We start from the raw sequence: 15280 nt of genomic DNA, 5'->3' as shown, positions 1-15280 counted from the left end.
CTGAGCCAGAATCAAACTCTCCAGTTTAATAATTCTGTATTGAATTGTCCGTTACCGAAGCAACGAACAACGCTAGCTGATCTCTAAATCAATCCGATTCGCTATTTAATTGTCAAAGAGCTTTTTAATAAAAGCTCCACTCGGCTAGTAAGCCTTGTGTCGAGTTGGCGTTTATGCCACCCGGCCGCTAAGCTGTCAACAACTTTCTGAAATTTAATTTCTTCCGTTGTGCGACGTACCCTTGTCTCGCGGCGTGGAGGGAGTGTTTAGGCTTTCCTCTTTCCGCTGTCAAACCCTTTTTAAAAGTTTTTTAAAAAACCTTTTTGAAGAGCTTTACGACTTGGGTAACTACCGATTGTGAAATGAACTTTCCTCGCTTCAAGAACTGCTTCTCCGTAGCGAGGAAAGAGGTTCTATGGCTTTTACCCCCCGCCGTCAACAGCTTTTTTAGATTTTCTGTATTAATTTTTACTCATATTGAGAGAGCGTTACCCCACTTCCGTCTTACCCCTTGGTGCAGAACGATTCTCTACAATTACGCCCTGCCTATCTGTTCATGCCATTCCTTTAAAAACATACCCGCGGTCAAGGGGGGGCGCCCCCCTTGCGGGTGCTTGCGCCAGTGACCGTTCACGAGGAACAAGTGATTACGGACGCCAGTCCCTTGTGGAGGCAGCGCCCTTGCTCCTCGAAGAATCGCCGAAGGCAAGCGTCTTTCGGAAACAACCACTTTGACGTCAGACCAAAAACCAAAAAAAAGGGTGAACCGAAGCGGCTCACCCTTTCTACTATCATTATATAGTGCGATTTATCCCTTGAGGACACCGAAGCCCGGGATATAGAGACGTTGTTCGAATTTCTTCAATAACAAGCCTGCTATAGTCACGAGGAACAAGTAGTATGCTCCTACAACCATAAATGCTTCTGTGAAGCGGAATGTGTGCGCTGCAATACCACGCGCTTCACCCGTCAGTTCGATACATGTAATGATGTAGGCGAGAGATGAGTACTTAATTAGATAGATAACTTCGTTACCACACCCCGGTAAAGCCCTACGGAAAGCTTGCGGAACAACTATCCACAATACAGTCTGGAACTTGCTCATACCTAATGCCGATGCAGCCTTAAGCTGCCCGTCACGGATAGAAAGCAATGCACCACGTATGTATTCTGAGTTGTACGCTCCGCTACACAACGTAAAGCCTGCAATGGCTGCGTGTTCCGGCTCTAAGTAGATACCGATTTTTGGCAGTCCATAATATAGGATAAAAAGCTGTACCATAAGCGGCACACCGCGGAAGAGCGAAGTGTAGAAGTTCATCAGCAGTTGTACGAATCTGTTGCCGAATACACGACAACAGCCAACACCAATGCCGAGTAGCTGGCCCATTATAGCAGATGGTACGATGAGCATAACACTCATGACCAGCCCCCTGTTTACTGCAGGGAGCAATTGTTCAGTATAAAACGGATCCACTAGTCAAGCTCCTCGCACATCTCAGACAGCTTGTTACAGAAGTCAGCAGTACGAGTGCCGGAACCTTCTTTGAGAAGCGATGCCGGAGAACCACGTTCAATAATCTCGCCCTGCTGCATAAATACAATTTCATCTGCTAATGCTCGTGCAAAATCCATCTGGTGGGTCGCCATTATCATGGTAAGACCTTCTTTTGCCAGATCCCGGATAACAGAAAGAACTTCACCTACTAATTCCGGATCAAGCGCGGATGTAGGTTCATCCAGTAAGAGAACTTTTGGCTCCATTGCAAGCGCACGGGCAATTGCCACACGCTGCTTCTGACCACCGGAAAGCTCCGCAGGATACAAATCACCTTTGTCTGAAAGACCTACACGGTCGAGCTCTTTCTTGGCAATCTCCATAGCCTGCTTCTTGCTCATGCCTTTTACTTTACGCAACGCTATGGAAACGTTGTCTAAAGCGGTAAGGTGATCGAACAGGTTGAAGTCCTGAAAGATCATGCCTACCTGCTGGCGGTAACCGTACAGCTCTTTCTTGCTGCTGGTGTCCACAATCCTGTCTTCAAGGACAATCTGCCCCTTTTCCGGCATAAGCAGATAGTTGATACACTGCAAAAAGGTAGATTTACCTGCACCGGAAGGTCCGATAAGCACCTTAAGCTCCCCTCGATTAATATCGAGAGAAACAGATCGTAAAATTTCTTTCCCGCTAAGATTCTTGCTGATGTCTTGCATCTGCAGGATCGGGGTATTGTTCTTACTTGGCATGTGTATATCCCTTACGTGGTGTAGCCCGGAATGCGGACTTTCTTTTCAAGAGTGAGCAGCAGCTTTACGCCCACCATAGTAATAATAAAGTAAATTACACCGGCGGTAATAAACAGCGTGAGATGCTCGTAGGTTCTGGACGCAACGAAATGGGTGCGTGTGAACATATCCATAGCACCTACGACGTAGGCCAATGCAGAGTCTTTAAGAATAATAGAAAATTCGTTGGACCATCCGGGAATAGACAAACGCAGCGCCTGCGGCAGAATGACGGTGCAAACGCCTTGCATATCCGACATACCGAGAGCGCGGGAAGCTTTGAGCTGTCCCTGCGGCAAGGCTTCGATAGAGCCTCTGAAAATTTGTGACTGGTAGGCGGCACTTGTCATCCCCAACACAATCGATGTGGCAGCAAGGGCAGATAAGTTAAGCCCTAATAAATCGAAAATGCCGAAGTAGAAAAGAAACATGAGTGTCAGAATCGGCACCCCACGGAAAAACCACACATATAATCCCAGAATCAAGCGAACAAAACGAGGCCCGTAGACCAAGCCAACCGCCATAGGAATGCCCATGACGAGTCCGAGGCTCATCGCCCCGCCAACTATCGCCAACGTCACGAGCGCGCCTTCCAAAATGTATGGCAGCGCGTCTAATATTACTGCTAACTGTTCTAGCATACAATGTCGGACAAACAATTCAGTTTGTCCTTCCTCCTTAGGTGTGCCTTACAGCACGCAATAAAAAAGGCTGAGAGCGTTTTAATGGAACACGCCCTCAGCCGAAATGTATCTTTAAAACTGAGCAACAACCTGATTAGTGGTTGCCACCTTTAAGATGCTTTTCTTTGAGAACTTCCCAGTAAGGGTCAGCTTTCAGCAGTTTGATACCTTTATTGATGAGATCGCGAAGGTCAGCATTATCTTTATTGATAGCAACACCGAAATCTTCATGATCACCGAAAGTGTCAATTACAACCAACGGCAGACCACGACCGATAGCATCATTAACAGGCGCAGCATCCATTGCTACACCCTGAATACGACCGTTCATGACATCCTGAAATGCAAGTGGAGCAGAGTCATAGAACTTCATAGTAAAGTTCCAACCTTCTTTGTCCATATGCTTTTTAAGCCATTCTACCTGCGGGGTGCCAGTCTGCACACCGAGACGTACTTTATCGTGCTGTATCTTGTCTACAGTAAGGCCGGAACCTTTTTTAACAGCGTAGACGTTTGCAACAGAGTAGTAAGGCTCTGAGAAATTTACTTTAGCAGCGCGTTCCGGAGTAATGGTCATACCGGAGTAAACCATATCAATTTTATTTGAGAGAACGCTCTGTACGATGGTTGACCATTCCATAGGGCGATGCTCAACTTTAAAACCAAGCTTTTTGGCGATCCAGTTTAAGGAATCAACATCAAAGCCAGCAGGCTCACCATTTTTGTCAACATAAGCAAAAGGAGGGTAGTTTGCATCAATACCGTTAATGTACGTTTTTTCTGCAAACGCTCCTGTGCCGAACAGTAAAACCATACCAAGCGCTGCGATAAGCACACGTGTTGTTCTAAGCATTTTGTTCATCCTTCTAGCAAGACAGGTAAGCAATACACGCAAATGACATTCTGAAATCATTTGCTATCCCCAATAACCCACAACTACCTTGGCTAGCAGAAACTGGGTTTACCCGCAACTACGAAATGAACAATTTTGCAAAAACAACCTTTTTCGATTATTGAGATGTAGTATTTATTTCAAACTCTTACACTCAATTTTGATCTGAGTTCGTACCCGACCTGCACACAAGGCAGCACCCCCACAAAAAAGAATTCGTACTTACACATTCAATAAGAGCAATACCTCAAAGGTTGCGCTGCCCCCTTTTATGCACTTGATCCGCTACTGGCAACACTTTTAGCGTTTTTACCCTCGCATTTATTTTCAGCAACGCCTCTTGCTGCACAAAGAAAAACCGCCGAGTTATATAACACGGCGGTTGGCGGTACTTTTAATTAGATTGGGATGTTATCTGCGGTAAGCTTTCTTTAACGTAAAGATAAAGGCAGCTCCGGTGCCTTCGGTGGAGTTTACTGGGGATTCAACCCAGATGTCGCCGCCATAAGACCGAATGATCCTGCGACAAATGGCAAGTCCAAGTCCGGCACTTCCATCTTTCGCCACTGGCGATTCTTCATTTTCGAGTCTGTAGAATCGTTCGAAAATTCTACTCTGACTCTCTGCTGGAATACCGGAACCTTCATCACGTACGCTAAAAGATGCCAGCCCGTCGCGTAAATGCAAACCGACAGAGACGGTTGATTCTCGAGGACTATACTTAATTGCGTTATCTATAAGGTTACGCAACACCTCACCCAGCCCGTCAGCATCCGCAATAACGTCGATATCATCCTTTTCGACATGATATTGAAGCGTAATATTCTTTTCCTGAGCCGCAGGCAGCATATCGCGCACAGTCTCTTCTACAACTCCACCACCATCAACAGCTGTTAGCTGACTGCTATCTTTATTATGTTGTGAACGAGCAAGCACAAGTAATGAGTTCACCATTTTGGTCATATGGTCAGCATTACGTAAAATCGTATTGAGAAACTTCACCGCTGTGGAATGCGGAGCCTCTGGCGCATCAATCAACGTCTCTGCGTATCCCTTAATACTCGTAAGCGGCGTCTTAAGCTCATGGGAAACATTCGCCACAAAGTCGCGACGTACCCGCTCCAATTGCTCACGCTCACTCACATCATGAAAGACCAGAACCATTTTTCGGGCTTCCTGACGATCACGGAACGGTACAAGGTTCACAGAAAGATAGACTGAATCCGGTAATTCCAGAACCAGATTAGCATTTTTAGGAATAGGAGATGCCAGAATATCATCCACTGCCTGCTGCAAGTCCGGCTGCATTGTGGCTTCGATAACACTTCTGCCTTCACAACCATCCATACAACGCAACATAGTAATAAACGCTGTATTGCAGGAATGAATCCTGCCGCGTTCATCCAGCACCATAACGCCTTCCGTCATCCCGTCAAACACAGCTTCCAGACGGTTTTTCTGATCAACAACCATCCGCAGATGCATTTCGATATTCTGCGCCATGTCGTTGATCGCAGTGACTAGAGGTTCAAACTCTGTTCCCGGATACGTGCGGATTCTCCGCTGATACTGACCAAGTCCAATTGATTGTGCTGTACTTGCCAGCCGTCGGATAGAAATAAGGAATGGTCTTGTAACAAGGTATCCGAAAAGAACAGTGCCGAACGTGGTAAAAATAAATACCCATATCATCCCCGCTTCAAGCCTGTTTAAACGCTCGCTTGCCGAAGATGCCGGAATAGCAACACGCAATACGCCAGCAGGAATAATGCCCTGAGCTTCTTCTATTTGCGCTGCATAGATTAGATCTTTACGGATTGTAGTGGAATAACGCACTTCAACACCCGTTTTACCGCTCAGTGCTGTAAGCACTTCCGGTCTACTGGCGTGAGAAGGCAACTGAGAAATTTCAGCATACGGAACATTTGTATCAGCAATGACATTACCCTCAGCAATGTAGGTCACACGTACATTCAGATGACGAGAAAGTGCCTTTAGCCAGCCATCAAATTCCTGTATGCTGGTGAAAGTATTTCCGTGCGTCGTCCACGCGACCGTATTTAGATAGGTAACTGCTCTACCTTTGGCATCGCGAAGGATATCTGTTCGTAATGACGAATCAAAATAGTAAAACGGGGGAATGAGCGCGACCATTAAAAGCAGGAACATTCCTGTTAAGAGTCTGTTACGGATGGAATAGTTGTTCATGGTATTTATTATCCGCTACATTGTGGCAATTGTATGGCTGTTATGTTACATCGCGACAGTACGGTGCGGAATTGATTTTGACAATAGTGTTGCCTTTTTCAGCTCACTCAAAAGTATCGGTTTGCTGCGAAAGAAAACAAAACATTCGGAATCTCCAAAAGTATGGATATATATACTGTTTTCCTTGTACTGGCTGTACTAGCCGGTTTTATGATGGCGTTCAACCTTGGTGCAAACGACGTTGCTAACTCAATGGCGTCTGCGGTTGGTGCTAAAGCCATCACTGTCAAACAAGCTGTGCTTATTGCGGGTGTTCTTAACTTCGCAGGCGCAGTTTTTCTTGGTGCTCAGGTTACCAGGACAATTTCTAAAGGGATTATCAACCCGGAAATGATTACTGACCCTAAGGTTCTTATGGTCGGTATGTTTGCAGCATTATTATCTGCTGGACTCTGGGTTCTTGTTGCAACGCTCACGGCACTTCCTGTTTCTTCCACCCATTCTATTGTCGGATCTATCCTCGGCTTTGGTATTGTTGTCGGCGGGCCGGAAGTGGTTAACTGGGGCACACTCGGTTTTGTTGTTCTATCCTGGGTTATATCACCATTATTTGGTGCTGTAATTGCTGGACTTATCTTTTCATCAATCCGCAAACGAATCCTGTTTCGAAGCCAAATGCTTATGCAAGCGCGCAAGTGGGCTCCGTTCTGGATTGCACTTACGTGTACCTTGGTGTTCTTATCCTTCCTGTTTAAGACACCATTCGGCAAAAACATGCACCTTACATGGTGGGATGCCTCCTACCTTGCTCCTATTGTGACCGCATTTTTCTGGTGTATTGCCAGAAGTTTTATTCATAAACTTATTCCAAAAGTTGACGAAGAATCTGAAGCTGTTGAAGGACTGTTCCGTAAAATGCAGGTGGGCACCTCCTGTTACGTTGCAGTTTCTCAGGGCGCCAACGACGTTGCAAATGCTATCGGTCCGGTAGCTGCTATCTATATGATTGCACGCGATCATGCACTGCTCAGCACTGCAGAGGTTCCTCTTTGGCTGCTTATCATAGGTGGTCTAGGCATCACTCTTGGTATTTCAGTTCTGGGTTATAAAGTTATGGACACCGTAGGCACCAAAATTACCACGCTTAACAACACACGTGGCTTTGCTGTTGATTTTGGCGCAGCAACTACTGTACTTATTGCGTCCAACCTCGGCATGCCTGTTTCTACAACACATGCTTCTGTTGGCTCAATTGTAGGTGTTGGTGTAGCCCGCGGTTTTGGTACCGTTAACTTTCAGATTTTATTTAAAATCGTTCTCTACTGGGTACTCACAGTGCCAATTGCAGCACTGAGCAGTATTGTTATTTTCCAGTTGCTTAAGTGGACGATTCTTTAAAAGTTTTTTACCGGTAGATTCTTAGGAGGAAACTGCAATGAAATTTCGCGTTCCATTCTTTGGAATGTTATCCGACCGCACTCCGATGAGCGGACTGCTCGAGCACTACGGGCAGATTGAGAAAGGCATGGGGCTTATTCACGAATCCATGGAATGCTACATTACCGGTGGCGCTTGCAGAGAATTCTATTCCCTGCAGCAGGAAGTGGATGATGCTGAATACCATGCGGATAAGATTAAACGTAATATCCGTAACCACCTTCCACATGGCCTGTTTATGCCAGTGGATAAGACTCTGTTCATCAACTACACCCGCAGTCAGGACAACATCCTCGACTCTGGTCAGGAAGCATTAAACTGGCTTGGTATGCACCGTCTGGCAATTGAAGAAGACATGCAGAAGCTTCTTCTCGATTACCTGTACGAAGTGGCTAAAACCATTGAAATGTTGAAAGTCGCTCTTGAAGCAACCATCGACCTCGTTCAAGGTACTGTCACTGTAAACCGCCAGAAGACTAAAGAACATTTCCGAGGCATCCGCGCACAGCAGCGCAACGTATTCCGCATGAAACAAAACGTCATGGCGGAACTGTATGACCTTGATCGTGACTTTAAAGAAGTCTACCAGCTCATGAAGTTTGTAGATTGTCTCTTCGACATGAGTCACAACTCTGAAAATTGTAGCGACATGCTGCGCGCTATGATCGTTAGATAAAGCAAAATGCCTGCGATGCCATGCATCGCAGGCATTTTTTTATTCTATGAATACAAACACACCCTCCGTATCCGTCGTTATGCCCGTTTTCAACGGCGCAAACTCTCTTGCCACAGCTATAGACAGCATTCTCGCTCAGACATTCAGCGACTTTGAACTTATCCTCGTCGATGATGGCTCCACAGATTTCACACTGGAGATCATCAAAGGATATGTTGCGCAGGATGAACGCGTGCGAGGCTTCACCATGCCACACTCCGGCGTAGCCGCTGCTGCCAATGCAGGGCTGTCCAAAGTTCGTGCTCGACTCATCGCACGCATGGACGCTGACGACTACTCCATGCCGGAACGCCTGGCACAACAAGTTGCCTACATGCACGGACATCCTGAGATAGGCATCTTAGGGACGCGTGTAGAATTTGGTGGTAACAGAGAAACTGCGGCAGGATATGCACGCTACGTGGATTGGACAAATACTCTCCTAAAGCCAGAAGAGCTTAGACTGAGACGTTTTCAAGAAGCGCCTTTTGCACACCCCAGCACCATATACCGAACCGAACTCGTAGAACGTTTCGGGGGATACAAAACCGGCAACTTACCGGAAGATTACGAACTGTGGCTCCGCTGGATGTCCCTTGGAATCAAGGCTGCGAAGCTTCCGTCCACGTTAGTCGTATGGAACGATCCCCCTGACAGGCTTTCCCGTACCGGCGAACAGTGCACAACAGATAACTTCTATAAAATGAAATCCCCCTACCTTGCGGACTGGCTTCACAACAATGTTTCACCAGACAGAAAGATTTACGTCATCGGTGCAAGCAAAACCAGTCGGAACCGTGCGCTCCTGCTTGAGCAAAGCGGTGTTGTCATCACTGGGTGGATTGATGTTGACCCAAATAAGATAGGCAACATTGTAAATGGAAAGCGTGTGGCAGGCAGGGAAATTCTGGATCAGGAACATTGTTTTGCTGTGGCATATCTAGCAGGGCATGATGCGAACGATCAGCTTGAAGAATTCTTAAAAACTAAGGGATATACCCTTGGAAGAGATTATATTCTGGCCTCATAGCCGCATTTACGAACTATTTCCCTCCGTCTCATCGATTTGCGGAAGCAACTGCCCTGAAGTGTATTGTTTAATTCGATACGCTGAAAGCATGCTTCCAATATTCCTGTCCTCTACATCAAAATGTTCCAACGCAAGCCTTGTCATCTCCAGACTCGCTTCAAGTATCGGATTAATCATCACGTCGACACCGCACGCCTTTAGCTGCTCAATCTGATCGTCCGAGTTCACGCTCGCAATAATCTTCATATTCGAATATCTGGAACGGATATTCTGAATAAGCGGAAAACAACCAGTTGTAGCCGGAGCTGTCACAAGAGTCAGCTGAGCATCTGCTGGATCAGCAGTGTCATACACTTCCTGTACAGCGGCATCGCCAAATATAATGGGATACCCTTTCTGCTTTGCGGCCAAAAAAGCCGGAAGATTATATTCGATCATCACAAACGGAATTAAGAATTCTGTTAAAATACTCGCAATAGCAACTCCAACCCGCCCTGATCCCACAATAATTACATGATCTTTTCTACCACTAGCCTGATAGGATTCTGTTTCTATATTTTCGAGACGGAATGCTTTCTTACATAGCTTGTACGCCAGCGGAGCAATCTTAAATGTCAACGGAGTGAGCAACATTGTTAATATGGCTGCCGCGAGTATCAACGAATACTGTTTATCCGTTATGATTTGAGATTCCTCTGCAATACTCGCCAGCAGAAAAGACAACTCACCAATTGAATACATCCCAAAACCAATCATCAACGCCTTCTGCTGACGTATTCTTAATATTGTAGCTACCAGCCAGAAGATGAAGCCTTTTACAAGAATAATGGCAACAGTAAGCTCCAATACTGGAATTATGTTCTCGATGATGAATTCAAAATTAATGAGCATGCCTATTGAGGCAAAGAAAAGCATACAGAACAGATCGCGCATAGGGGCAATATCCCCCAGAGCCTGACGCGCATAGTCTGACTCACTAATAAGCACACCTGCGACAAACGCACCGAAAGGAAAGGACAACCCAAGCAAAAAGGTAGCATACCCGACACCAAGCCCAATCGTGGAGCAGGCAAGCATGAATAGCTCTCTCGATTGAGCACTCGCAACAATGGAGAGCACCCAAGGAATAAGCCGTGTTCCTAAAACAAACATCGCTACAAGAAAAAGTGCTCCCTTCCCTAACGCCCATGCAACGGGAAGCAGTCCTTCGCCCACCATGCTCAACGTAGGCAGGATAACGAGTAGCGGAATAGTACAGATATCCTGCATGATGAGAATACCGACCATTATCGCGCTGATGTACGTCCCCATCTGCCCACGGTTCTCAAGTGTCTTCAATATCATCATAGTATTTGAAAACGCCATAAACGCGCCAAACCACACAGCCTGAATGCTGGTCCACTCTAGAACATAGTACGCAATTCCCCACCCTGCCGCCATGGTCAAGGCAACCTGAGCTGGAGTTCCGATAAGAGCAATTACCCGAACCGGCTTCAGTTTCTTCAACGTGAAGTCCAGCCCCAAGGCAAACAACAAAAGTGCAACACCAATATTAGAAAGCAGCTCAATATTGTGCTGCCCGTCACCAGAAACTGTCGGACCGGCAGTGTATGGGCCAACGAGCATACCACCAAGAATGTAACCGAGAATATATGGTTGCTTCAGCGCACGGGCAATAATAGCGCCCAACAGCGCAGCAAGCATTACGGTAATAAGGTCAGTTGCTATACCCATGAAGGAACCCTTTACAAAATATCCACCAAAAAAGTTCTAAACCTACCAACACCTCATACTAGTAGGGATTTAAAAGAGTCCCAAGGATATGTTGAAACACAACAATTGCTCAACGTTATAGGATAGTAGCAATGTTACACCTTTCGCACGAAGGAAGTATTTACAGCAATTTAAGAAGTATTACTTGCATTCCCCTTAACAAAACAGTCCATCTGCCGATATGACATAGGACACTAATATACTTATATTAATTACATTAGTGAACATGGGACATAATTTAAAACTGTATTATAAAAGTCTTTCATGGAGGGTGTAGTGAAAGGTAATTTTTGGAAAACATTAGCATTTCGGTACATCGGGTGCGTCTTTTGTATCTTATTATTGTCTATATCTATAGTAAGTGCTTACTTTTTAAGATCACAACAAGAGACGGAACTCGCTCAAAACACTACTTCTAACAGACGAACACTCGAACATGTAGCCAATGTATTAGAAGATTGGACAAATGCGCAGATAAATCTTGCACAGATCATGGCTAAGTCGCCTACTGTAATAGAAGCATGTAAAAATCCGGAAGACAGTGAGCTGGTTGATAAAGCACAAAAATATCTTCAAACCTACCACAATAAATACGGTTTTTATGAAAACATTCCACTTGCCGCGCATTTACCCAAAGGAAAAAGCTTTTCTGTCACAGTAAATGGAAAAAGCCGTGTCATTAAAGACGGCACATTCTTTACTGACACAGTAGGCGGAAAAACAATTGGCAAGGGTGGCGCACAGCTTTCATTTATTAAAGCATCCCGATCTGGAAAAGAATATTTCATTAGTCAGGTCTACCCGAGTATTCTTCGTGGTAATCCTATTTTTGTTATATCAATTCCGGTTTATGACAACAGCAAGCATGTTGGCAGTGTTATTCTTGCGCCGCAAATGGACTACTTTACGAACAAGTTTATCAATAACTCAAAAATTGGAAAAACCGGCTCACTCTTTTTCATCGACTCAAGAGGGATCTTTATTGCTCATAAAAATCCCGACATGATCCTCAAAAAAGACCTTGGAGATCACACCGGCTATATCCAAAAGATTCTGGGCGGACAGGATAACTTCTTTTCAACAGACGCCACTGCAGAGAAATACAAATATCTCGTACAGCCGATTTCAATCTCAAAAGGTAATATTCTACATGAGTGGATTTTATGCGCCACTCAGGCGGAAAGTGAAATTACAGCAGGATCTCATAAGACCGCAATCGCTATGCAGTACGCAGGTGCAGGACTGCTCATTGCGCTTGGTCTGCTATTATACCTACTCACAAGATTTTTCGTTACGAAGCCGCTTGCCGAAATAGGCGAATACGCAACGCAGATTGAAAACGGTAACCTCAATGCTCAACTTGCCTTCAAAAGCACAACAGAGCTAGGCACCCTTGCAGACTCGCTACGCAATATGAATGTTACAATTATTGGCGAACTTCAGGATAAAATGAGCTTCATGCAGGGCCTCCTGAACGGTATTCAAAATCCGTATGCCGTTGTTAACGCAAACATGGAACTACAAAGCTGCAACAACTACATGATTGAGATTACCGGTCGAAGTGGCAATGTTGAAGATTTTGCAGGCTGGAACATTTCAAAATTCCTTTTTGATGATCCGAGCTACCACGTAATCCTGATCGACGTAATGAGGGATAAAACACCATGTATCAACAAAGACTTCTCATACACTAACGCAGTTGGAAAGAATTATGAGTTGGTCATAGACGTCGTGCCATTGTTAGACGCAGAGGGAAATGTAACCGGCGGCATTACATTCTGGAACAACGTATCAGAATTAAAAGCGCGTCAGAAAGAAATGGAAGCGAACAAAAAAGAAATTGAAACTGCAGCTACTCATGCTCATGCACTTTCAGACAAAACAGAAGATATCTTACGTCTGCTCACAGAAAATGTTGAAGAGTCAAATACTCGAACTGAAAAACAAAAAGAATATCTTCTCGAGACCATCACAGCCATCGATGAATTAAGTGCAACTGTACAGGAGATTGCCTCCAATTCAAGCCAAACGGCCAACACAGCGCAAATTACAAAAGAAAATGCAGATAACGGTGCAGGCATAGTGCAAGAATCCATGCATTCAATTCATTCGCTGCAAAAGCTTATTGCAACTATGAGTGATGATATCGACAAGCTTACAGAGCATGCCGATGGCATTGGTAACGTCATGGAAATCATCAACGACATTGCCGACCAGACCAACCTCCTTGCCCTTAATGCTGCAATCGAAGCAGCACGAGCTGGCGAAGCTGGAAGAGGCTTCTCTGTAGTTGCAGACGAAGTACGAAAACTGGCAGAGAAAACCATGTCTGCAACCAGCGAGGTTGACTCGGCTGTGACCGCTATTCAAAACGGAACAAGAAATTGTGCAGCATCTATTAAAAAGGTTGATACTGAAGCAGGAAACAACGTAGCGAGAGCTAAGGATACAGAAGAAGCACTTACTGGAATCCGCACAATGACCGAATCTACCAGTCAAATGGTTACTGGTATTGCAACAGCAGCAGAACAACAATCAGCAGCTACCGAGCAAGTAGCTCGAACTGCAAGCGACATCGGAACAATAGCCGAAGAAACGTACACTGCAATGCAAAGCGCGACATTACGAATAACAGAGGTTAAAGCATCCTTTGAAGAGTTACGAAATATTATCTACGCTATGAAATAATGAAAAGGCAGACTTCGGTCTGCCTTTTTTTATATTAGTTAAATGTCATCCTGAAAGACGGAGATAAATGCTGCCTCCATAACTATAAGAGTATCTTTTCAGTTATAATAAAAGACTGACGCAACACTTCTTGAGCTTGCACATCCCTCCACACCTTGAGCCTAAAGCGCGCCTAATAACTGCCTCATAAGCAAGACGCTTCTCCACAGCAGCCCCTTCGACTTGAAGTCATCGTTAGAGGTATTCTTTATAGTACCTGAGTAGGCAAGGTGAACATATTCAGAGCCACCGTGGGTATCCTAAGGATCATTACGAAAAGGTGTATGAACATTAGATTTTAAAGCCTGAGGAATGGAAGGATAGCGGCTGCTCGTGCGAGGAACGTGCATTACGGATGGCTTATGTAGCGTTAGCTCTCATATATCCTGTCATTGACTAGAGACCGGAAACAAAAACCAATCAGAACTCGCCACCATACCACCTCTTTCCTTCTCCCTTACTTTGAATTTCTGAGATTATTCACGGCATTGTTTTTAGTGCATAATACGGCACTGGAGAAAATGCTGCACCACCGTGATCATTCCGTGAAGGATCTCAGAAAGAGGACGCACGGCATCACAAGTTAAAGCGAAGGGAGTGGAGAGGTAGCGACCAGCCTCTAGCCCGGGACGGCCATTACAATGACTATGTAACATCTTAAAGCAATCACACCCACCTTGAATAGCAACCAGACAAAGGATCTTCATAAATGGGGCGAACTCCCTCTCATTTTCTCCTTCGGGTTGGAGTCATTATTCTCGGTATTGTTTTTCGTACCTAATCAGGCAAAGCGAGCTCCTTTTGAGTCACCGTGAATATTCCGAGAATCACGACGGAAAGGGGACGCACGGGATCACCAGGTTAAGCGCAGAGGGAATGGAAAGGTAGCGGCAGCCGTTGGCGAGGAACGAGCAGTACGGATGGCTTATGCAAAGCTAGATCTGCGCTAGCATCTCCCGTCCACCCGCGGGAGCGTGGAATGGGAAAGCATGGGACTAAGTATCAGTCAAAGCAACTGGAATATCTAAAGCAGAAAGAATAACAAAATTTACTAGCCAGATGAAAACAACAAAAGCCGTCTATCTTAGGATAGACGGCTTTTGTACAATTCAACGTAAGCTGCTTCTTCTTAATCTAGTAAACGGAAATGCAATTATCAGAACCCTACAGCCTATTCAAACAAGAAAAGCTGAAAATAAAGCAAAGGGATAAGGAAATGAATGCTTAGACTCAAGTATCCATACTTAGTCATAGAAAGCATACGCAAAGGAAAACGAAAGCAGTGGAAAGGGGACAGACAAGTACAGAAAGTAGAAATGAAAATTAAGGCAAAGAGGAAGGCGGGAGCCGAAGATGGGAATGTGGATCAAGAGAAGAGGAATACAAAAGGTTCAACCAAGCTCCGCTCTACAGTCATGGACACTTTTTGACTTCATAAAATAGTTTGGCTGGCGGCGTACCGCCTTAGACCAAACCTCGCGCCCGATGGGCGCTCTTCGGCTTCGCCGTGGCTCTTATCGCCTGTGGGA

Annotated in this window: 10 protein-coding genes; 4 read left to right on the top strand and 6 right to left on the bottom strand. The window is 45.3% G+C overall.

The window, feature by feature from the left end; all coding sequences use genetic code 11:
• Positions 1-808: 808 nt before the first annotated feature.
• From MKHDV_RS18020 to MKHDV_RS18000, 5 genes are all read right to left on the bottom strand, one after another.
• Positions 809-1477: an amino acid ABC transporter permease gene (locus MKHDV_RS18020; protein ID WP_160717811.1), complete on the bottom strand. Its 669-nt coding sequence runs from the start codon at positions 1475-1477 to the stop codon at positions 809-811.
• The gene (locus MKHDV_RS18015; RefSeq protein WP_160717809.1) at positions 1477-2247 is read right to left on the bottom strand and encodes an amino acid ABC transporter ATP-binding protein; all 771 of its coding nucleotides are present in this window, start codon (positions 2245-2247) and stop codon (positions 1477-1479) included. The genes MKHDV_RS18020 and MKHDV_RS18015 overlap by 1 nt, the downstream gene beginning before the upstream one ends.
• Positions 2248-2258: 11 nt before the next feature.
• Complete coding sequence (locus tag MKHDV_RS18010) at positions 2259-2927, bottom strand: amino acid ABC transporter permease (RefSeq protein ID WP_160717807.1); 669 nt, start codon at positions 2925-2927, stop codon at positions 2259-2261.
• Positions 2928-3063: 136 nt separating this feature from the next.
• Positions 3064-3822: an ABC transporter substrate-binding protein gene (locus MKHDV_RS18005; RefSeq protein ID WP_160717805.1), complete on the bottom strand. Its 759-nt coding sequence runs from the start codon at positions 3820-3822 to the stop codon at positions 3064-3066.
• Between the two features lie 450 nt (positions 3823-4272).
• Complete coding sequence (locus tag MKHDV_RS18000; RefSeq protein WP_160717803.1) at positions 4273-6069, bottom strand: ATP-binding protein; 1797 nt, start codon at positions 6067-6069, stop codon at positions 4273-4275.
• Between the two features lie 162 nt (positions 6070-6231).
• On the opposite strand from MKHDV_RS18000, the gene MKHDV_RS17995 reads away from it, so the two are divergent.
• Genes MKHDV_RS17995 through MKHDV_RS17985 form a run of 3 tightly spaced genes read left to right on the top strand, consistent with a single transcriptional unit; the run spans position 6232 to position 9251 of the window.
• Positions 6232-7467 (top strand): inorganic phosphate transporter, encoded by a 1236-nt coding sequence (locus tag MKHDV_RS17995; RefSeq protein ID WP_160717801.1) that lies wholly within the window; start codon positions 6232-6234, stop codon positions 7465-7467.
• A gap of 37 nt (positions 7468-7504) precedes the next feature.
• Positions 7505-8182 (top strand): DUF47 domain-containing protein, encoded by a 678-nt coding sequence (locus MKHDV_RS17990; protein WP_160717799.1) that lies wholly within the window; start codon positions 7505-7507, stop codon positions 8180-8182.
• A 46-nt stretch (positions 8183-8228) separates the two neighbouring features.
• Positions 8229-9251 carry a glycosyltransferase family 2 protein gene (locus MKHDV_RS17985; RefSeq protein ID WP_160717797.1) on the top strand — a complete coding sequence of 341 codons (1023 nt, stop codon included), beginning with the start codon at positions 8229-8231 and terminating at the stop codon, positions 9249-9251.
• A 6-nt stretch (positions 9252-9257) separates the two neighbouring features.
• Here MKHDV_RS17985 and MKHDV_RS17980 read toward each other — a convergent pair whose 3' ends face one another.
• A complete protein-coding gene (locus tag MKHDV_RS17980) occupies positions 9258-10985 on the bottom strand; it encodes a cation:proton antiporter (RefSeq protein ID WP_160717795.1) in 1728 nt (575 codons plus the stop codon).
• 303 nt (positions 10986-11288) lie between these two features.
• On the opposite strand from MKHDV_RS17980, the gene MKHDV_RS17975 reads away from it, so the two are divergent.
• Positions 11289-13712 carry a methyl-accepting chemotaxis protein gene (locus MKHDV_RS17975; RefSeq protein WP_160717793.1) on the top strand — a complete coding sequence of 808 codons (2424 nt, stop codon included), beginning with the start codon at positions 11289-11291 and terminating at the stop codon, positions 13710-13712.
• The last annotated feature ends 1568 nt before the right edge of the window (positions 13713-15280 follow it).

This window comes from Halodesulfovibrio sp. MK-HDV (assembly GCF_009914765.1).
GTDB lineage: Bacteria > Desulfobacterota > Desulfovibrionia > Desulfovibrionales > Desulfovibrionaceae > Halodesulfovibrio.
The sequence above is the reverse complement of the archived record's forward strand: the minus strand, read 5'-3'. Positions and strand labels throughout refer to the sequence as shown.

Coding starts and splice junctions, on each gene's coding strand:
- MKHDV_RS18015 (WP_160717809.1), bottom strand. CDS start 2,247: ATGCCAAGTAAGAACAATACCCCGATCCTGCAGATGCAAGACATCAGC.
- MKHDV_RS18010 (WP_160717807.1), bottom strand. CDS start 2,927: ATGCTAGAACAGTTAGCAGTAATATTAGACGCGCTGCCATACATTTTG.
- MKHDV_RS18005 (WP_160717805.1), bottom strand. CDS start 3,822: ATGCTTAGAACAACACGTGTGCTTATCGCAGCGCTTGGTATGGTTTTA.
- MKHDV_RS18000 (WP_160717803.1), bottom strand. CDS start 6,069: ATGAACAACTATTCCATCCGTAACAGACTCTTAACAGGAATGTTCCTG.
- MKHDV_RS17995 (WP_160717801.1), top strand. CDS start 6,232: ATGGATATATATACTGTTTTCCTTGTACTGGCTGTACTAGCCGGTTTT.
- MKHDV_RS17990 (WP_160717799.1), top strand. CDS start 7,505: ATGAAATTTCGCGTTCCATTCTTTGGAATGTTATCCGACCGCACTCCG.
- MKHDV_RS17985 (WP_160717797.1), top strand. CDS start 8,229: ATGAATACAAACACACCCTCCGTATCCGTCGTTATGCCCGTTTTCAAC.
- MKHDV_RS17980 (WP_160717795.1), bottom strand. CDS start 10,985: ATGGGTATAGCAACTGACCTTATTACCGTAATGCTTGCTGCGCTGTTG.
- MKHDV_RS17975 (WP_160717793.1), top strand. CDS start 11,289: ATGGAGGGTGTAGTGAAAGGTAATTTTTGGAAAACATTAGCATTTCGG.